At 67.5% G+C, this 15,378-nt stretch carries 19 protein-coding genes; 9 read left to right on the top strand and 10 right to left on the bottom strand.

Going from position 1 to position 15,378, the window contains the following annotated elements; translation table 11 throughout:
* The first annotated feature begins 30 nt into the window (after positions 1 to 30).
* The 3 genes from thrB to V6M51_RS23110 all read left to right on the top strand — a co-directional run bounded on the left by thrB (position 31) and on the right by V6M51_RS23110 (position 2,031).
* Positions 31 to 996, top strand: coding sequence for a homoserine kinase (gene thrB, locus V6M51_RS23120; protein WP_332770587.1), 966 nt, complete (start codon positions 31 to 33; stop codon positions 994 to 996).
* Positions 993 to 1,436 carry a ribonuclease HI gene (gene rnhA / locus V6M51_RS23115; protein ID WP_332770586.1) on the top strand — a complete coding sequence of 148 codons (444 nt, stop codon included), beginning with the start codon at positions 993 to 995 and terminating at the stop codon, positions 1,434 to 1,436. Before thrB ends, rnhA begins: the two co-directional genes overlap by 4 nt.
* A 127-nt stretch (positions 1,437 to 1,563) precedes the next feature.
* A complete protein-coding gene (locus tag V6M51_RS23110; protein WP_332770585.1) occupies positions 1,564 to 2,031 on the top strand; it encodes a MarR family winged helix-turn-helix transcriptional regulator in 468 nt (155 codons plus the stop codon).
* On the opposite strand, the gene V6M51_RS23105 is transcribed toward V6M51_RS23110, so the two are convergent.
* Genes V6M51_RS23105 through V6M51_RS23095 form a run of 3 tightly spaced genes read right to left on the bottom strand, consistent with a single transcriptional unit; the run spans position 1,991 to position 3,873 of the window.
* Positions 1,991 to 2,443 carry an NfeD family protein gene (locus V6M51_RS23105; RefSeq protein WP_332770584.1) on the bottom strand — a complete coding sequence of 151 codons (453 nt, stop codon included), beginning with the start codon at positions 2,441 to 2,443 and terminating at the stop codon, positions 1,991 to 1,993. The genes V6M51_RS23110 and V6M51_RS23105 overlap by 41 nt on opposite strands.
* Before the next feature lie 11 nt (positions 2,444 to 2,454).
* On the bottom strand, positions 2,455 to 3,432 hold the full coding sequence (locus V6M51_RS23100; RefSeq protein ID WP_332770583.1) for an SPFH domain-containing protein: 978 nt from the start codon (positions 3,430 to 3,432) through the stop codon (positions 2,455 to 2,457).
* 30 nt (positions 3,433 to 3,462) lie between these two features.
* A complete protein-coding gene (locus V6M51_RS23095) occupies positions 3,463 to 3,873 on the bottom strand; it encodes a TIGR02301 family protein (RefSeq protein WP_442957878.1) in 411 nt (136 codons plus the stop codon).
* A gap of 101 nt (positions 3,874 to 3,974) precedes the next feature.
* Between V6M51_RS23095 and V6M51_RS23090 the strand changes: the two genes are divergently transcribed.
* Positions 3,975 to 4,529: a YbjN domain-containing protein gene (locus V6M51_RS23090; protein ID WP_332770581.1), complete on the top strand. Its 555-nt coding sequence runs from the start codon at positions 3,975 to 3,977 to the stop codon at positions 4,527 to 4,529.
* On the opposite strand, the gene V6M51_RS23085 is transcribed toward V6M51_RS23090, so the two are convergent.
* Entirely contained in the window at positions 4,526 to 5,443 is a 918-nt protein-coding gene (locus V6M51_RS23085) for a LysR family transcriptional regulator (protein ID WP_332770580.1), read from the bottom strand. The genes V6M51_RS23090 and V6M51_RS23085 overlap by 4 nt on opposite strands.
* Positions 5,444 to 5,554: 111 nt before the next feature.
* On the opposite strand from V6M51_RS23085, the gene V6M51_RS23080 reads away from it, so the two are divergent.
* Positions 5,555 to 6,253 (top strand): pirin family protein, encoded by a 699-nt coding sequence (locus V6M51_RS23080; protein ID WP_332770579.1) that lies wholly within the window; start codon positions 5,555 to 5,557, stop codon positions 6,251 to 6,253.
* Between the two features lie 74 nt (positions 6,254 to 6,327).
* Here V6M51_RS23080 and V6M51_RS23075 read toward each other — a convergent pair whose 3' ends face one another.
* A complete protein-coding gene (locus V6M51_RS23075; protein WP_332770578.1) occupies positions 6,328 to 7,305 on the bottom strand; it encodes an NAD(P)H-dependent flavin oxidoreductase in 978 nt (325 codons plus the stop codon).
* A gap of 164 nt (positions 7,306 to 7,469) precedes the next feature.
* Positions 7,470 to 8,255, bottom strand: a complete 786-nt coding sequence (locus tag V6M51_RS23070; protein WP_332770577.1) for an SDR family NAD(P)-dependent oxidoreductase — start codon at positions 8,253 to 8,255, stop codon at positions 7,470 to 7,472.
* A gap of 127 nt (positions 8,256 to 8,382) precedes the next feature.
* Between V6M51_RS23070 and V6M51_RS23065 the strand changes: the two genes are divergently transcribed.
* Both V6M51_RS23065 and V6M51_RS23060 read left to right on the top strand, forming a co-directional pair.
* Positions 8,383 to 9,174 (top strand): glutathione S-transferase family protein, encoded by a 792-nt coding sequence (locus V6M51_RS23065; protein ID WP_332770576.1) that lies wholly within the window; start codon positions 8,383 to 8,385, stop codon positions 9,172 to 9,174.
* Between the two features lie 47 nt (positions 9,175 to 9,221).
* Complete coding sequence (locus V6M51_RS23060) at positions 9,222 to 10,394, top strand: CaiB/BaiF CoA transferase family protein (RefSeq protein ID WP_332770575.1); 1,173 nt, start codon at positions 9,222 to 9,224, stop codon at positions 10,392 to 10,394.
* Here the strand turns inward: V6M51_RS23060 and V6M51_RS23055 are convergent.
* From V6M51_RS23055 to V6M51_RS23045, 3 genes are all read right to left on the bottom strand, one after another.
* Positions 10,391 to 11,194: a sterol desaturase family protein gene (locus tag V6M51_RS23055; protein WP_332770574.1), complete on the bottom strand. Its 804-nt coding sequence runs from the start codon at positions 11,192 to 11,194 to the stop codon at positions 10,391 to 10,393. The genes V6M51_RS23060 and V6M51_RS23055 overlap by 4 nt on opposite strands.
* A gap of 88 nt (positions 11,195 to 11,282) precedes the next feature.
* The gene (locus V6M51_RS23050; protein ID WP_332770573.1) at positions 11,283 to 12,356 is read right to left on the bottom strand and encodes a helix-turn-helix domain-containing protein; all 1,074 of its coding nucleotides are present in this window, start codon (positions 12,354 to 12,356) and stop codon (positions 11,283 to 11,285) included.
* Positions 12,357 to 12,365: 9 nt separating this feature from the next.
* Positions 12,366 to 13,163, bottom strand: a complete 798-nt coding sequence (locus V6M51_RS23045) for a 3-hydroxybutyrate dehydrogenase (RefSeq protein ID WP_332770572.1) — start codon at positions 13,161 to 13,163, stop codon at positions 12,366 to 12,368.
* An 86-nt stretch (positions 13,164 to 13,249) separates the two neighbouring features.
* Here V6M51_RS23045 and V6M51_RS23040 point away from each other — a divergent pair, with 86 nt between their 5' ends.
* A complete protein-coding gene (locus V6M51_RS23040) occupies positions 13,250 to 14,092 on the top strand; it encodes a ParA family protein (protein WP_332770571.1) in 843 nt (280 codons plus the stop codon).
* Positions 14,089 to 14,604, top strand: a complete 516-nt coding sequence (locus tag V6M51_RS23035; protein WP_332770570.1) for a hypothetical protein — start codon at positions 14,089 to 14,091, stop codon at positions 14,602 to 14,604. Before V6M51_RS23040 ends, V6M51_RS23035 begins: the two co-directional genes overlap by 4 nt.
* Here the strand turns inward: V6M51_RS23035 and yaaA are convergent.
* The gene (gene yaaA / locus V6M51_RS23030; protein WP_332770569.1) at positions 14,594 to 15,373 is read right to left on the bottom strand and encodes a peroxide stress protein YaaA; all 780 of its coding nucleotides are present in this window, start codon (positions 15,371 to 15,373) and stop codon (positions 14,594 to 14,596) included. The genes V6M51_RS23035 and yaaA overlap by 11 nt on opposite strands.
* Between the last annotated feature and the right edge of the window lie 5 nt (positions 15,374 to 15,378).

The raw sequence follows: 15,378 nt of genomic DNA, 5'->3' as shown, positions 1-15,378 counted from the left end.
CCGCCCGTCGTCCCCCATCCCGGCGCCAGCATGGCCGTCTACACCGACATCACCGACGAGGAGCTCACCGAGCTGCTCTCCGCCTTCGACCTCGGCGCGCCCGTCTCGCTGAAAGGCGTGGCCGAGGGCGTGGAGAACTCCAACTTCCTGCTGGAGACCGAGGTCGGGCGCTACTTTCTGACGATCTACGAGAAGCGGGTGCGCGAGGCGGACCTTCCCTTCTTCCTGGGCCTCATGCACTGGCTGGCAGACCGCGGTTTTCCCAGCGCCACGCCCATTGCCGACCGGAGGGGCGAGACGCTCAAGCGCGTGCGCGGCAAGCCCGCCGCCATCATCAGCTTTCTGCCGGGGCTTTCGGTGCGCCGCCCCACCGCCGCCCACTGCCGCGAGGCAGGTGCGGGTCTGGCCTGGCTGCACCAGGCGGCCGAGGGCTATCCGGGCCGGCGTGGCAATGACTTGGGCCAAGCGGCCTGGGCGGGAATGTTCGAAGGGCTTGCGGGCGACGCCGAGGCGCTGAAGCCCGGTCTCGCCGCCACGATCCGCGCCGACCTGGAACGCATCGCAGCGAACTGGCCCGCGGGTCTGCCAACCGGCGTGATCCACGAGGACTACTTCCCCGACAACGTCTTCTTCCAGGGCGGGCGGTTCGCCGGCGCCATTGACTTCTATTTCGCCTGCGTCGATGCGCTCGCCTACGATATCGCCGTGGCCTTGAACGCTTGGTGCTTCGAGCCGGACGGCAGCTTCAACATTACCTCCGCGCGCGCGCTGATCGGCGGTTACGAAAGCCGCCGGCCGTTGTCGGACGCCGAGCGCGCGGCCCTGCCGGTCCTGGCCCATGGGGCGGCCATGCGGTTCTTCCTGACGCGGCTGCACGACTGGGGGGCGACCCCGGCCGGCGCCCTCGTCAGGCCCAAGGACCCGCTGGAATACGAGCGCAAGCTGGCGGTCCACCGCTCCGCACCGGACCTGGTGCTGTTCGGAGACCTCGCGTGACACCCCAGGTGGTGATCTATACCGACGGCGCCTGCTCGGGGAATCCCGGCCCCGGCGGCTGGGGTGCGGTGCTGATCTCCGGCGCCCATGTGCGCGAGATCTGCGGCGGCGAGCCCGCCAGCACCAACAACCGCATGGAGCTGATGGCCGCCATCCAGGCGCTGGAGGCCCTGAAGAAGCCCTGCAAGGTCGAGCTGCACACCGACTCGACCTACGTGATGAAGGGCATCTCGGAATGGATCCACGCCTGGAAGAAGCGCGGCTGGATGACCGCCGACAAGAAGCCGGTCAAGAACGACGACCTCTGGAAGCGCCTCGACACCGCCCGCCTGCGCCATGACGTCGCCTGGCGCTGGGTGAAGGGCCACAACGGCCACGAGCTCAACGAACGCGCCGACGCCCTGGCCCGCCAGGGCCTGAAGGACGCCCTCCCCGCCTGATCGGACCACTCCGAGCGTCGAATGACGCCGTCCATCGAACATTGTTCGGCGGGTGATCTTGACCTCGCGGCCCGACGCCCCATCTAGTTCAAGATTGAACGACTGGAGGGAGCCTATGCCACCAGCCTTGAAAGACCGTCCCGACGTCGCCGTGTTCAACGAGATCGGGATCATCGAGCACCTGATGCGCCATGCGGTCACCGACCACCTGCCGCCCGGCGTGACCTACGCCCATTTCGAGATGCTGCTGAATTTCACCCGGTCAGGCGACGGCCAGACTCCGGCGGAGTTGGCCCAGGCGATGATGATGACCAAGGGCGCGATCACCAACATCCTGCAAAAGATGGAGGCGCTCGGCCTCGTCTGCGTGCTGGCCGACGTGAAGGACCGCCGCAAGAAGCGCGTCCGCCTGACCCGGACCGGCGCCCAGGTCTACGAACAGATCCTGCGCGACATGAAGTGGAAGATGGACGCCCTGCGCGAGGGCTTCACCGACAACGAGTTCCGCCAGGCCCTGCCGTTCTTGCGCTCGCTGCGGACCTTCCTGGAAGAGATCAGCGAGCAATCCGAACCCGAAGCCTCGATCCGCCGCTGAGGCCGATCACCTCAACGTCGACCCCTGCCGGGAGGCTCTCGCCCTCGTCCAGTTCGGCGGCCCACTCCTTGCCGTCGATGAGCACCCGGCCCGAACGCCCGTCGAAGGGCGCGGCGGCCTTGCCGCGGTGGCCGACCAGGCGCGCGACATTGTCGTTGATGTCACCACCCTCCTCGGTCTTCGACGGCCAGAACCTGCGCGCCAGCAGGGTCGAGACGATGGTCAGCCCGGCGAACAGGCCGATCTCCAGGGCGGCTGTGTCGAGCACCCCGCTCAGCAGTCCCACGACGGCGGCGGAGGCGGCGGGCCACATCAGCCAGCCCGAACCGAAGGCCACCTCGACGGCGAGGATCGCGGCGCCCAGGGCCAGCCAGACCCAGAGCGCGTGATCGGCGTAGATCTGGGCGAACATGTCCATGCTCCTCAAGCTCCGGTGGGCGGAACCGCCGGGCGGCGCGCGGCCGGCGGCGCGGGGGGCCTCGGCGGCGGCGGGACGTCGCTCTTGATGAACTTCACCAGCTCGCCCACCCCTGCCAGCGAGCCAACCAGGGCTGACATCTCGGCGGGCACGATGACGGTCTTCTGGTGCGGGCTTTCGGCCAGCTTGGCGAAGGCCTCGACATACTTCTGCGCGACGAAATAGTTGATGGCGTTGACGTCGCCGCGGGCGATGGCCTCCGACACCATGGTGGTCGCCTTGGCCTCGGCCTCGGCCTCGCGCTCACGAGCCTCGGCGTCGCGATAGGCGGCTTCGCGGCGGCCCTCGGCCTCCAGGATCGCGGCTTGCTTGGCGCCCTCGGCGCGGGCGATGGCGGCGGACTTCTCGCCGTCCGCCTCGGTGATGACCGCCCGGCGCTCGCGCTCGGCCTTCATCTGGCGGGCCATGGCGTTGGTGATGTCCGGCGGCGGCATCAGGTCCTTGATCTCGATCCGCGCCACCTTGACGCCCCACGGGCTGGTGGCCGAGTCGATCACGTGCAGCAGGCGGGTGTTGATCTGGTCGCGTTGCGACAGCACCTCGTCCAACTCCATGGAGCCGACCACGGTGCGCAGATTGGTCATGCAGAGCTGGGAGATGGCGTAGTTGAGGTTGTCCACTCGATAGGCGGCGGCCGCGGCGTCCATCACCTGGATGAAGACGATGCCGTCGACCTTCACCACGGCGTTGTCCTTGGTGATGACCTCCTGCTGGGGAACGTCGAGCACCTGCTCCATCATGTTCATCCGCCGGCCGACCCCCTCGATGAACGGAGTCAGGAAGGCGATGCCGGGCTTCAGCGTGCGGGTGTAACGGCCGAACCGCTCGACGGTGAACTCCCGTCCCTGGGGCACGATCTTGATGGCGGCGAACAGGATCACCAGCGCCAGCACCAAGAATACGAGTGAAGCGGTAAGCTCCATGACAACCTCCCCGAGAACCTGAGGCGAAGCTTAACGCGGGCGGGCGGGCTCCGCCATGTCCGTCGACGGCTGGGGTTCGGCGACCGGCACGGCGACCTTCGCGCGCGCCAGGCGCGCGGAGAGGTCCCGCCCGTGGCCGGCCACCATGGCCTGAGCGCGCTTCACCCCGGGGCCGCAGCGTGGGAACTCGCTGCGCCGGGCGACGAAGCCCGCGTTGAAGCCCTCCTTGATCTGGCGGTCCAGTCCGGCGTCGGGCTGTTCGGCCTCGACCAGACGGATCATCCGATTGCGCCAATATTGGTCGCCGGTCCCGGAACAGGCCTGTCGCAGAGCGTGGCTCTCGCCCAACACATAGGCCAGCTCGGCCAGGGTCTGATGCAGATCGGGGCTGCGCTCCTGGGCCAGGGCCGGCAGGGGCGCGAGGGCGAGCACGGCGAACATCCAACGCATGGCGCAGGTTAGAGCGGGCGGCGGCGGCTTGTCACGGGCGCCTTAATTCCGTCTGCTGGCCAGAGGACTTGAGCGACCTGGAGCCCTGACCGATGCGCCTCGCCCTGTTGACCGTCCTTGCCGTCCTGGCCACCGGTCCCGCCGCGGCCGCGCCCGCCAAGCCCGCTGCGGTCAAGCCGGCGGTCGCCAAGCCCGCGGCTTCGAAGCCCCCGGCCAAGCCTGGCTTCGACGCCCGCGACCCGGCCGCGGTGGCGGCCCTGCTGGCCGGCGCCGGCGCAAAGACCGAGACCGCGCGCGGCGGCGAGGGCCAGGTCGCCATGAAGGTGGTCACCCCCGGCGGCGGCTTCGGGATGCAGTTCGCCAACTGCGACGCCAAGGGCAAGGCCTGCGCCGGCGTGGCCTTTTCCACCGGCTTCGACCGCCAGACGCCGACCCTGGCCCATATGAACCTCTTCAACCGCACCCAGTTCGCCTGTCGCGGCTTCACGGGCGAGGACGGAAAGCCGAACGTCATGTACTCGACCTTGCTCACCTCGCGGATGACCGCCGAGGACATGAAGCAGCACCTCGGTGTCTGGCAGGGCTGCTTGGGAGCGTTCGCCCAATTCACCCGCGATCCAGCCGGCTTCCTCGCCGCCAACAGCTAGGCGTTCGTGGTCCAGGCCGCCGCGGCGAGCCGCTCCACAAGGAAGTCGAACAGCACACGGACGCGGGCCGGGCGCAGACGGCCCGGCGGGCTGACCAGGTGCAGGGCCGGTCGCGGCGGGCTCCAGTCGCACATCACGGCCTCCAGCTTGCCGTCCAGCAGGTCGCGCCAGCAGATGAACTCCGGCTGCAACGCCACGCCCAGCCCCGCGCGAAGAGCCGCGCCCAGGGCATCCGAATTGTTGACCCGCATCTGGCCGCCGACCGTCACGGTCTCGTCCCCTTCCGTGGCGTGGCTGAACCGCCAGATCTCCGGGCTCTCGACGTTGGAATAGGTGAAGGCCTGGTGGCGGGCGAGGTCGCGCGGATGGAGCGGCCGGCCATGGGCCTCGAAATAGCCGGGCGCGCCCACCAGCATGATCCGCATTTCGCAGATCCGCCGGGCCAGCAGCGAGGAGTCGGCGAGCCTGGCGATGCGGATCGCCAGGTCGTAGCCCGCGGCCACAAGGTCGATCTGCTCGTCGGCCAGGTTGAGATCGATGGAGACCTCCGGATAGCGCGCCAGGAAGTCCGGCAGGATCGGGGCCAGATGCAGCAGGCCGAAGGACATCGGCGCGGCCAGCCGCACCTGGCCGCGCGGGATCGCCGACTGGGCCGCGGTCTCCATCTCCACCGCCTCGCCCTCGGAGAGGATACGGCTGGCCCGCTCAAGCGCCGCGCGGCCGCTTTCGGTCAGCGACAATCGCCGGGAGGTCCGGTGGAACAGGCTGGCGCCCATGCGCGCTTCCAGACGGCTGACCGCCTTGGAGACCGTGGCCTTGGAGAGATCCAGCTCCGATGCGGCGCGGGCGAAGGCGCCAGTCTCGGCGACCTTGGCGAACACCGCCCAGGCTTCGAAGTCGGGAAGTTTCGACATGACAATTTCCGAAACGATCTGTTTCCATCGTTTCTATTTCGAAACTTCGGGAAAGGGCTACCTCTATCTCAACAGCGGCGCTCACCCACGGAGCGCCCAGGAGACAGACCGATGATCGACCATCGACCCTTTGAATCCCTCGGCGGCGCCAACCACGGCTGGCTCGACGCCAAGCACCACTTCTCGTTCTCCGACTATCACGATCCCAGGCGCATGAGCTGGGGCGCCCTGAGGGTCTGGAACGACGACAAGATCGAGCCCAATTCCGGCTTCCCGCCGCACCCGCACGCGAACATGGAGATCATCACCTATGTCCGCACCGGGGCGATCACCCACCAGGACAGCCTGGGCAATACCGGCCGCACCGAGGCCGGCGACGTCCAGGTGATGAGCGCGGGCACGGGCATCCGGCATGCGGAGTTCAATGTCGAACCCGTCGCCACCACCCTGTTCCAGATCTGGATCCTGCCGACCAAGGCCGGCGGCGAGCCCTCCTGGGGCGCGCGTCCCTTCCCCAAGGGCGACCGGGCCGGCAAGTTCGTCACCTTGGCCAGCGGTCTCGAGGGCGACACCGACGCCCTGCCGATCCGCGCCGACGGCCGGGTGGTGGCCGCGACCCTGAAGGCCGGCGAGAGCGCAGAGTATCAGTTGGGCGAAGGCCGCTACGCCTATCTGGTCCCGGCCACGGGCTCCATCGAGGTCAACGGCGTCACCGCCAAGGCCCGCGACGGCCTGGCCATCCGTGACGAAAAGACCGTCCGGGTCACCGCCTTGGAAGACGCCGAACTCGTCTTGGTCGACGCCGCTTAGGGAACCGCGGGGCGTCCCGCCAACGGCTGCGCCCGCCCTCTGGAGCCCGGAGGGCGGGCGGCTTCCATTCCGGGCTAGACCGGTTCGCGCTGGCGCAGCTTCGAGGCCCGCTCCAAGGCGGCCTCGGCGTCGGCCACGAGGCGGCGGACGATCTCGCCGGCCGGCAGCACCTCGTGCACGCCGCCCGCCGACTGGCCCATGGCGAAGCACGACTTGTCGGGATCCAGGCCCTCGATCTGCCCGCCGATCCCACCCATCACCCCGGCCCGGCTGGAGAGCATGGCCTGCATCGGGAAGGCCTGGATGTCCTGCGGCCGGGTCTCCCATTCCTCGACATAGGGATTCTTGCGCACCCGCATCGGCTTGCCGGAATAGGACCGGGTGCGGATGGTGTCCTCGTCGGCCGCCTCCAGGATGGTCTGGCGGTAGAGTTCGCCCGCATGGGCCTCGTTGCTGGCGATGAACCGCGTGCCCATCCAGACTCCGACCGCGCCGAGCGCCAGAGACGCCGCCAGGCCGCGGCCGTCATAGAGGCCGCCGGCGGCCACCACCGGGATCTTCACCGCTTCGACAGCCTGGGCCACCAGCGGCATGGTGCCGACCAGGCCGGTATGGCCGCCGCCCTCGCCGCCCTGGCAGATCACCGCGTCGCAGCCGGCCTGCTCGGCCTTCACCGCATGCTTCACGGCCCCGCAGACCACCATGACCTTGAGGCCGGCCTTCTTGAGCTTTTCCATGATCGGCATGGGCACGCCCAGCCCGGCCACAAAGCTGGAGGCGCCTTCCTCAATGATGATCTCCACCGAGGCCGTCAGGCTCTCGGGGGAAGCGGCCAGCAGATCGACGCCGAAGGGCTTGTCGGTGAGCGCCTTCACCTTGCGCATCTCATCGCGGATGAAGTCGGGCGTGCGGCCCGCCATGCCGAGGACCCCGTAGCCCCCGGCGTTGGAGACGGCGGCGGCAAGCTCGGCGTAGGAGACGCCTCCCATGCCGGCCAGCATGACCGGGTGCTTCACCCCCAGCAGATCGCAGAGTGGAGTATGCAGGGTCATCGAAATCCTCCCGAATTTTATGCCGGGGAGGATGGCGCCGGGCGCAGGCGATGGAAACCGTGACCCGACGTCACCGGCCGAGAGAGCACCTTCGCGGCAGGAACCTCCTCTCCCCCCGAAAGACGGGTGGAGAGGAGAAGAGACGACGGCCGTTCGCCGGGGGGCTAGAAGATCGCGTAGCCGCCGTCGATCATGAAGCTGTCGCCGGTATGGAAGCTGGACGCGTCCGAAGCGAGGTAGACCGCCATGCCGCCGAAGTCGGCGGGTTTGCCCCAGCGGCGGGCTGGCACCCGCTTGATGACCTGGTCGTTGAACTTGTCGTTGCCCTGGGCGCCCGCCGTCATGTCGGTGGCGATCCAGCCTGGCAGGATGGCGTTGGCGCGCACGCCATAGCGGGCGTGTTCCACCGCGATGGCGCGGATCATGGAGATCACCGCGCCCTTGGTGGCGGCGTAGGCCTCGTTGCGCGCCGCGCCGTCGACGGCCGAGAGCGAGGAGATCGCCACCAGCGAACCGCCGGCCTTGTCCCCGGATCCCGCCCGCTCCACCATGTGCTTGCAGGCCTCGCGGAAGGTGAAGAACACCCCGTCGAGATTGACCGACAGCACCCGCCGATAGGTCTCGGTGGAGAACTCGGAGAAGGACGGCGCCCCGCCGCCGACCCCGGCATTGGCGATCACCGTGTCGACCCGGCCCATCTTGGCGACCGCCTCGACCATGCCGGCGCGGACGGCCTCCTCGTCGGCGACATCGATCACCTGGGTCAGGACGCGGACGCCTGCGCTCTTCAGCCGGTCCTCGGCGTCGGCGTTCTTCTTGGGATTGGAGCCCCAGATCACCACGTCGGCGCCGGCCTGGGCCATGGCCTCGACCATGCCGAAGCCGATACCGCCATTGCCGCCGGTGACCAGCGCCACCTTCCCCGTCAGATCGAATGGCTTATAGGCCATGGCCGCCTCCCTCGTATTTTCGAACACTTGTTCGGGAGAAGGACCCCCTGACGCCGGGGCCGTCAAGCTAGGGCGGTTGACTTCCCTGTCGTCCGGGTCGCGCGATGGCCACGGGAGAACCGCCACAATGATCACGCTCTACGACCATCCGCTTTCGCCCTACGCCCAGAAGGTCAAGATCGCCCTGCGCGAGAAGGGGCTGGCCTTCGAGACCGTGTCGCCCGGCGGCCTGGGCGCCGGCGGGGCTGAGGGCGCGTTCGTCGCCGCCAGCCCCCGCGCCGAGGTGCCGGCCCTGGTGGACGGCGAAGTCTTGGTCTTCGATTCCACCATCATCCTGGAATATCTCGAAGACCGGTATCCCGACCCGCCGATGCTGCCCGCCTCCCCCGCCGACCGGGCGCGGGTGCGGATGCTGGAAGAGGTGATGGACACCCACTTCGAGGCCATCAACTGGGGCCTGTCGGAGATCCGCTGGTTCCGCCGCGCCGAGGGCGAGCTGGCCGAGACCCTGCTGGCCAAGGCCGCCGATCAGACCCGCGGCTTCTTCGCCTGGCTGGAGGGCCAGCTCGGCGACCGGACCTGGTTCAACGGCGAGAGCTTCGGCTGGGGTGACCTGGCGGTGGCCCCCTATCTCAACGGCTCGGTCGGACACGGCAACCCGCCAGCCAAGGGCTCGAAGCTGTCGGACTGGCTGACACGGGCCAATGCCCGGCCTTCGGTCGCCGCGACCTCGGAGGAAGCCGCTGGCGCGGCCCGGGCCTCGGCCATGCCCAATGTGGCCGAGCTGGTGGAGAAGGGCCTGTTCAAACGGGAGTACCGCGACCATCGCCTAGAGTGGATGATCAAGAGCGGCGGCGCCGAGGTGGTCCTACGCGGCCTGGAGCGCAAGAACATCCGCTTCAGCCCGGACTTCGGCTAGGGCGCGGAGCGTGCTTTGCTGCGCCGAACATTGAGGTGGAGACCGGGATGCTGCTCGAGGGTTTGAAGGTCGTCGAGATGGCGACCTGGGTGGCGGGGCCGGGCTGCGCCGGGATCATGGCCGACTGGGGCGCGGAGGTGATCAAGGTCGAGAGCCCCGATGGCGACGCCACCCGGGCCTTCTATCCCGACACCGCCGAGAGCCCCGGCAACCCCATCTTCTCCATGGAGAACCGCGGCAAGAAGGGGGTGGTGCTCGACATCGCCAAGCCCGAGGGCCGCCGCGCCCTGATCGCCCTGCTGCGCCAGGCCGACGTCTTCATCACCAATGTGCGGCCGGGCTCGCTGCGGCGGATGGGGCTCGACTATGAGAGCCTGAAGGACGAACTGCCGCGCCTGATCTACGCCGCCGTCACCGGCTATGGGCTCACCGGGCCGGAAGCCGATGTCCCGGCCTTCGACATCACCGCCTTCTGGACCCGCAGCGGCGTGGCGCGCGCCACGATCCCGCCGGACCAGGAGCCCTTCCCCTCCCGCCCGGGCTTCGGCGACCACACCACCGCGCTGGCGACCCTGTCGGCGGTCCTCGCCGCCGTGCACGAACGCACCGCCACCGGACGTGGCCGACTGGTGGAGACAAGCCTGATCCGAGCCGGCGCCTACGCCATCAGCTGGGACCTGTCGCTGCAGCTCCGCTACGGCCAGGTGGTCACCGCCCAGCCGCGCGATGAGCGCCCGGTCCCCATCTCGGGCTTCTTCCGCACCGGCGACGACCGTTGGGTCTGCATCGTGCCGCGCACGCTCGACTGCTTCACCAACATGATGATCGCGATCGACCGGCCCGAGATTCTCGCCGACGAACGCTACGACCTGCCGATCGAGGACCTGGCGATTGTGCGGGAGGTCCGGGCCATGATCGACGAGGCCTTCGCCGGCATGACCCTGGCCGAAGCCTCGCAGCGGCTGACGGAGGGCGACCTGGCCTGGGCGCCCATGGCCACCCTGGCGGAGCTCGCGGACTCCGACATGGCCCAAGAAGCCGGCTGTTTCGAGATCGTCGCCGACGGCTGGGGCGGTTCGTTCCGCGCCCCCGCCGCCCCGGCCCGCTTCCCGGAAGGCGCCCCGCCGGTCGGCCGTCCCGCGCCCAAGCTCGGGGAGCATACCCGCGAGGTGCTCGAGGCCGCGGGCCTACGGCCGGACGAGATCGACGCCCTGCTTTAGCCGCCGGTCGCCACGGCCCGCCGGAAGACCGGCCGCCGCACGGCCTCGGCGAAGCGGGCCGCGTAGTCGGGGTGCTCGGTGCCCATCCAGCGGTCCCAGTGGGTGAAGTAGAGGCCGTAGTTGTAGCCGGCCTGGGCGTGGTGCAGGTCGTGGTGGGTGACGGTGCTGAGCCAGGGCAGCAGCGGCCGACCGTCACGGGTCGCGGGGAACAGCTCGTAGCCCGAGTGGCCGATGGTGTTGCGCACGATCTGGTGCAGCATGAACAGGCCGACGGCCGGCCAGACGGTGGGGACCAGCAGCACCCAGAGCGGCACGAACAGGGCGTTGATCACCGCCTCGCCGAGGTCAAAGCTGTAGGCGGTGAAGGGCGAGGGGTTGTTCGACCGGTGATGGCGCCGGTGGAAGACCCGGAACAGCCGCCGGTCGTGGATCATCCGGTGGGTCCAGTAGAACCAGGCGTCGTGGGCCAGCACCATCAGGCCGAGACTCACCCAGAACCAGACCGGCCCCAGGCCCTGGGCGATCCGGGGCCCGGGAAGCCATCCCATTCGTTCCAGGCCGAAGGTCATCAGGCCGACCGTGGAGAAGATGGCGATCGAGCGGACCGAGCAGCCGAACTCGATCAGGAGCTGGCGCGCCGAGGGTGTCTCGTCGCGGATCTTCCGGGCCCTCAGCACGGGCGCCAGCAGCACCCAGAGCACCAGCCAGACGCCGACCGCGAAGACCACATAGCGGGTCAGGTCGGTGCGCATATTGGCCAGCCATTGGAAGACGACGGGCGGCAGGTCGAGTTCGGTCATGGGGCGATCCTCCGGCGAATGCAAGATGCCGCAAGACTGCTGAGGGGACGTCGCGCCGTCTCGCCGATTGCGAAAATGGCCAGTGTTTTCAAGTTTCGCCGCGAATTTCGGGAATCGGCGAGACGCCGGCCTGACGCCAGGCGGTGGGCGTTACGCCGGTCGCGGCCTTGAAGGCGCGATTGAACGGACCGAGCGAACCGAAGCCGAGATCGTAGGCGATGGACGAGACCGGCTTGCGGGCCTGGTCCGGATCGCCCAGTGCGACCTTGGCCGCCTCGACCCGCCGGGCGTTGACGAAGGCCGCGAAGTTGCGATGGCCCAGGACCCCGTTGATCAGCCGGCGAAGCCGATGCTCGGGCAGCGACAGATTGGCGGCCAAGGCTCCGATGGTCAGGTCCTCCCGCCGCCAGATCTCATCGTCGTCCATGGCGCGGTAGAGGCGGGTGAGCGCCGCCTGGTCGGCGGCGTCCAGGTCCGGCGTGATCCTGGGGTCGGGAGAGGCCAGGGCGGTGCGGCCACTCAACAGCGCCGGGTCGGGTTTCAGGAGAACCAATGCTCCCGCCAGCGCGAGGGCCGCCAGAGCCACGGCCTGTCCCAGGGGCAGGGTCGGCGGCTGCTCTCCGAGGATCGCGCCGAGGTCGCCGATCGCGGTGAGCAGCACATAGGCGGCCGCGGCGGCCATGACCGGCGCGCGCAGGCGTCGACGCTGCTCGACCAGATCTCCGCGCCATCCGCGCCAGATCACGAAGCCGGCGTGCAGCACCAACAGGAATGCGACCAGGCTCTGCGCGAACTGAAAGATGTCTCGCGCCTCGCCGCCGACCGCCCGGCCGGCCAGCGCCAGGACGAGGACCGCGGCCGGCGGCATGAACCACTGCGGGGGCACGTCCGGATCGTCGCTGAACAGGGTGACGGCAAAGGTCCAGAACAGCCCCGAGCCCATAACCGACAGCAGCCATATGACCAGTTCGACTGGCCCCAGCCGCCCCTGCAGGATCGTGCAGTTGGCCACGGCATGGGCGATGGCGCAGGTGAAGAAGGCCGCGCCCACCCAGCGAATCGGCGTCGGGGATCCTGAAATCGCCAGCGCCGCGCCCGTGACGGCGAACCCCCCGATCGCCGCGCCACGCACCAGGCCATCCAGGACAACCAGGTCGACCACGGGGCTGCCCTAGGTCGCCGTCCAGCCGCCGTCGATGGAGAGCGCCGCGCCTGTGGCCGATGCTCCCATGTCGGAGACCAGGTACAGCAGCATGCCGGCCAGGTGGCCGTACTCGACGAACTGTTTGTTGGGCTGGGCCGCCAGGATCACGTCCTCCATCACCCGATCCTCCGGGATGCCGCGGGCGATGGCCTGGTCGCCGATCTGCTTCTCGATCAGCGGGGTCTTCACATAGCCGGGGCAGATGGCGTTGGCGGTGATGCCGGTGCGGGCCAGTTCCACGCCCAGGCCCTTGGTGAAGCCGACGACGCCGAACTTGGCGGCCACATAGGGCGCCTTGAAGGCCGAGGCGACCAGGCCGTGGGCCGAGGCGATGTTGACGATCCGCCCCCTGCCCTGGGCTTTCATGATCGGGATGGCCGCGCGGCTGGCGTGGAACGTGGACGACAGGATGACCGCGATCAGGGCGTCCCACTTCTCCGGCGGGAACTCGTCGACCGGGGCCACGTGCTGAATGCCGGCATTGTTGACCAGGATGTCCAGGCGGCCGAACTCCCGCACCGCATAGTCGATCAGGTCGGTGATCTCCTCGGGCTTGGTCATGTCCGCGCCGTGATACCGGATCGCGGCGTTGGTGCGCTCCTGCAGCTTGCGGCGGTCGTGCTCGATCTGGGCCGGATCGCCGAAGCCGTTGAGGATGACGTTCACCCCCTGCTCGGCCAGGGCGCCGGCCAGGGCCTGGCCGATCCCGCTGGTGGAGCCGGTGATCACGGCCACGTGGCCTTGCAGCCCATAGTCGACGGACATCTGTCTGTGCCTTGCTGATCTTTACCCAGGCGGTTCGTAGGGTACTACTGCAACCTAGATTTGAAGTGTCTCGGGGAGGGACTTACATGGCTACGAAGGTTGCGGTCATAAACATGAAGGGCGGCGTGGGAAAGAGCACGCTCTGTACCAACCTCGGCTGGCACTTTTCCGCGATGAGCAATTGGCGCAAGCGCGTGCTTGTCGTCGATCTCGACCCTCAGTTTAATTCGAGCCAGTACCTCTTAGGCGCAGCGCGATATGAGCGCGACGTTATGACTGCCGGCTCGCCAACCATTTGGGATGTTTTCGAGCAAGCCTCACGTGCGCCAGGTCTACGAGCGTCAGGACGGAATCTCTCCGACGCTGTCGTAAACGTGGCGACCTTCGTCAACGGGCAGACTCTATCTCTTATCCCTTCTCAACTCGAACTCAGCCACACGCTCAAAAATCCGAGCCAAAAGGAACATCTTTTGGCGAATTTTCTATCCGACATTGAGAATAACTACGATCTAATAATAATTGACTGCGCCCCAACAGAATCTGTACTCACTACTGCTGCATACTTGTCAGCCGATCATGTATTGATTCCTGTGAAACCCGAATTCCTATCCACAATCGGTCTGCCGCTCATTCGGCAATCTCTAACTGATTTTGAGCGGTCATTTAGAAAGTCGTTATCGGTCACAGGAATTTGCTTCAATATGTGCTCGGACTATTCACCCGAGGAAAATCGCTCCAAACAGGAAGTCCGCGATCTCTCGGCAACCTTTGGCTGGCATGTGTTTTCAGAGGAGGTGCCTTATTCCCGATCGTTCCCGAAAGGCGCCCGTGAGGGGAACCCCATCTTCCGAACATCGTACGCGAGGTCTAACGTAGCGAGTGAGACTGCGGCTTTTTGCAACGCTTTCGCGAGACAAGTAGGACTATGACGAACTCCAAAGCCGAGAGGCTTAAGAGGGAATTGCTCAGCCTCTACCTTCGATACGGTCAGGCCACATTTCGGGAGGTACTCGACCAGTTTCGAGATGGCTCGGCCTTAGCCGGACTTCCCGAAGTCCTTGCCGAGATTGAACGTAGCGGGCCTTCAAGAGTGAGGACCCGGAGAACACCAGCGCGCTCGTTCCCGGATAGAGAAGACTCTACGCCAGCGGAAATTGCCGCCAGTGGCCATCCGGACGCGCGTAAAATCGCGGACTTCTACGTCGACGTAACGCGCGGCAAGCTTCTGCGGACCCCGCGTGCCCTACGCGGCTATGCAGCACAGATCGGTGTTGAACTCCCAAACAAAACGCCCAGCCGTTCGGTGCTGGCTAAGGAGTTTGCGCGCCGGCTTCTGACAATGCGCGACTCGGCGCGTCAGGACTTCCTGATGTTGGGCGAGAGGCATGATGCCGAGGAGTCGTCTCTCCGCGGATGGAGCGACTTAATCGTCAAGCCTTGAGCGGCGGCTGGGGCCGCGAGAACACCCATTCCGTGTCGGTCGAGGCGCTCTTCTGGAACTTGTAGCCCTCGGAGTCGAAGGCCTTCAGATCGGTGGCTCGCTCGATGCGATGATCGATGGCGTAGCGGGCCATCAGGCCCCGCGCCTTCTTGGCGTAGAACGAGATGATCTTGGATTCGCCGTCCTTCTCCTCGAAGAACTTGGCGGTCACCAGGGGCAGCTTCAGCGCCTTCACGTCGACGGCGCCGAAATATTCCAGGCTGGCGCAGTTCACCAGGGTCGGGTCCTTCTGGCCGGCGGCGGCCTCATTCAGGGCCGTGGCGATCTTGTCGCCCCAGAAGGCGTAGAGGGTCTTGCCGCGCTTGGTCTTCAGCGACACGCCCATCTCCAGCCGATAGGGCTGGATGATGTCCATGGGCCGCAGGACCCCGTACAGGCCCGACAGGATCCGCAGGTGCGACTGGGCGTAGGCTAGGCCCTTCTTGTCCAGCTCGCGGGCCTTCAAGCCCGAATAGACGTCGCCGTTGAAGGCGAAGGCCGCCTGCAGCCCATCCTCCATGGCCGGATCGAAGGCCTGGAAGCGCTCGCGGTTGAGCTGCGCCAGATTGTCCGACAGGTCCATCATCCGCTTCAGGTCGGACGTCCTGAGCTTCTTGGCGGTCACGGCCAGCTCGGCGATGTCGGCGGCCATTTCCGGCGTGGTCATCGGCAGGGCGGCCGCGGGCGCGGTGAAGTCCAGCGCCTTGGCCGGGGAGATGACGATCAGCATGCGGG

Source organism: Phenylobacterium sp. (assembly GCF_036677185.1).
GTDB lineage: Bacteria > Pseudomonadota > Alphaproteobacteria > Caulobacterales > Caulobacteraceae > Phenylobacterium.
The sequence above is the reverse complement of the archived record's forward strand: the minus strand, read 5'-3'. Positions and strand labels throughout refer to the sequence as shown.

Coding starts and splice junctions, on each gene's coding strand:
- thrB (WP_332770587.1), top strand. CDS start 31: ATGGCCGTCTACACCGACATCACCGACGAGGAGCTCACCGAGCTGCTC.
- V6M51_RS23105 (WP_332770584.1), bottom strand. CDS start 2,443: ATGTTCGCCCAGATCTACGCCGATCACGCGCTCTGGGTCTGGCTGGCC.
- V6M51_RS23100 (WP_332770583.1), bottom strand. CDS start 3,432: ATGGAGCTTACCGCTTCACTCGTATTCTTGGTGCTGGCGCTGGTGATC.
- V6M51_RS23095 (WP_442957878.1), bottom strand. CDS start 3,873: ATGTTCGCCGTGCTCGCCCTCGCGCCCCTGCCGGCCCTGGCCCAGGAG.
- V6M51_RS23090 (WP_332770581.1), top strand. CDS start 3,975: ATGCGCCTCGCCCTGTTGACCGTCCTTGCCGTCCTGGCCACCGGTCCC.
- V6M51_RS23085 (WP_332770580.1), bottom strand. CDS start 5,443: ATGTCGAAACTTCCCGACTTCGAAGCCTGGGCGGTGTTCGCCAAGGTC.
- V6M51_RS23080 (WP_332770579.1), top strand. CDS start 5,555: ATGATCGACCATCGACCCTTTGAATCCCTCGGCGGCGCCAACCACGGC.
- V6M51_RS23075 (WP_332770578.1), bottom strand. CDS start 7,305: ATGACCCTGCATACTCCACTCTGCGATCTGCTGGGGGTGAAGCACCCG.
- V6M51_RS23070 (WP_332770577.1), bottom strand. CDS start 8,255: ATGGCCTATAAGCCATTCGATCTGACGGGGAAGGTGGCGCTGGTCACC.
- V6M51_RS23065 (WP_332770576.1), top strand. CDS start 8,383: ATGATCACGCTCTACGACCATCCGCTTTCGCCCTACGCCCAGAAGGTC.
- V6M51_RS23060 (WP_332770575.1), top strand. CDS start 9,222: ATGCTGCTCGAGGGTTTGAAGGTCGTCGAGATGGCGACCTGGGTGGCG.
- V6M51_RS23055 (WP_332770574.1), bottom strand. CDS start 11,194: ATGACCGAACTCGACCTGCCGCCCGTCGTCTTCCAATGGCTGGCCAAT.
- V6M51_RS23045 (WP_332770572.1), bottom strand. CDS start 13,163: ATGTCCGTCGACTATGGGCTGCAAGGCCACGTGGCCGTGATCACCGGC.
- V6M51_RS23040 (WP_332770571.1), top strand. CDS start 13,250: ATGGCTACGAAGGTTGCGGTCATAAACATGAAGGGCGGCGTGGGAAAG.
- V6M51_RS23035 (WP_332770570.1), top strand. CDS start 14,089: ATGACGAACTCCAAAGCCGAGAGGCTTAAGAGGGAATTGCTCAGCCTC.
- yaaA (WP_332770569.1), bottom strand. CDS start 15,373: ATGCTGATCGTCATCTCCCCGGCCAAGGCGCTGGACTTCACCGCGCCC.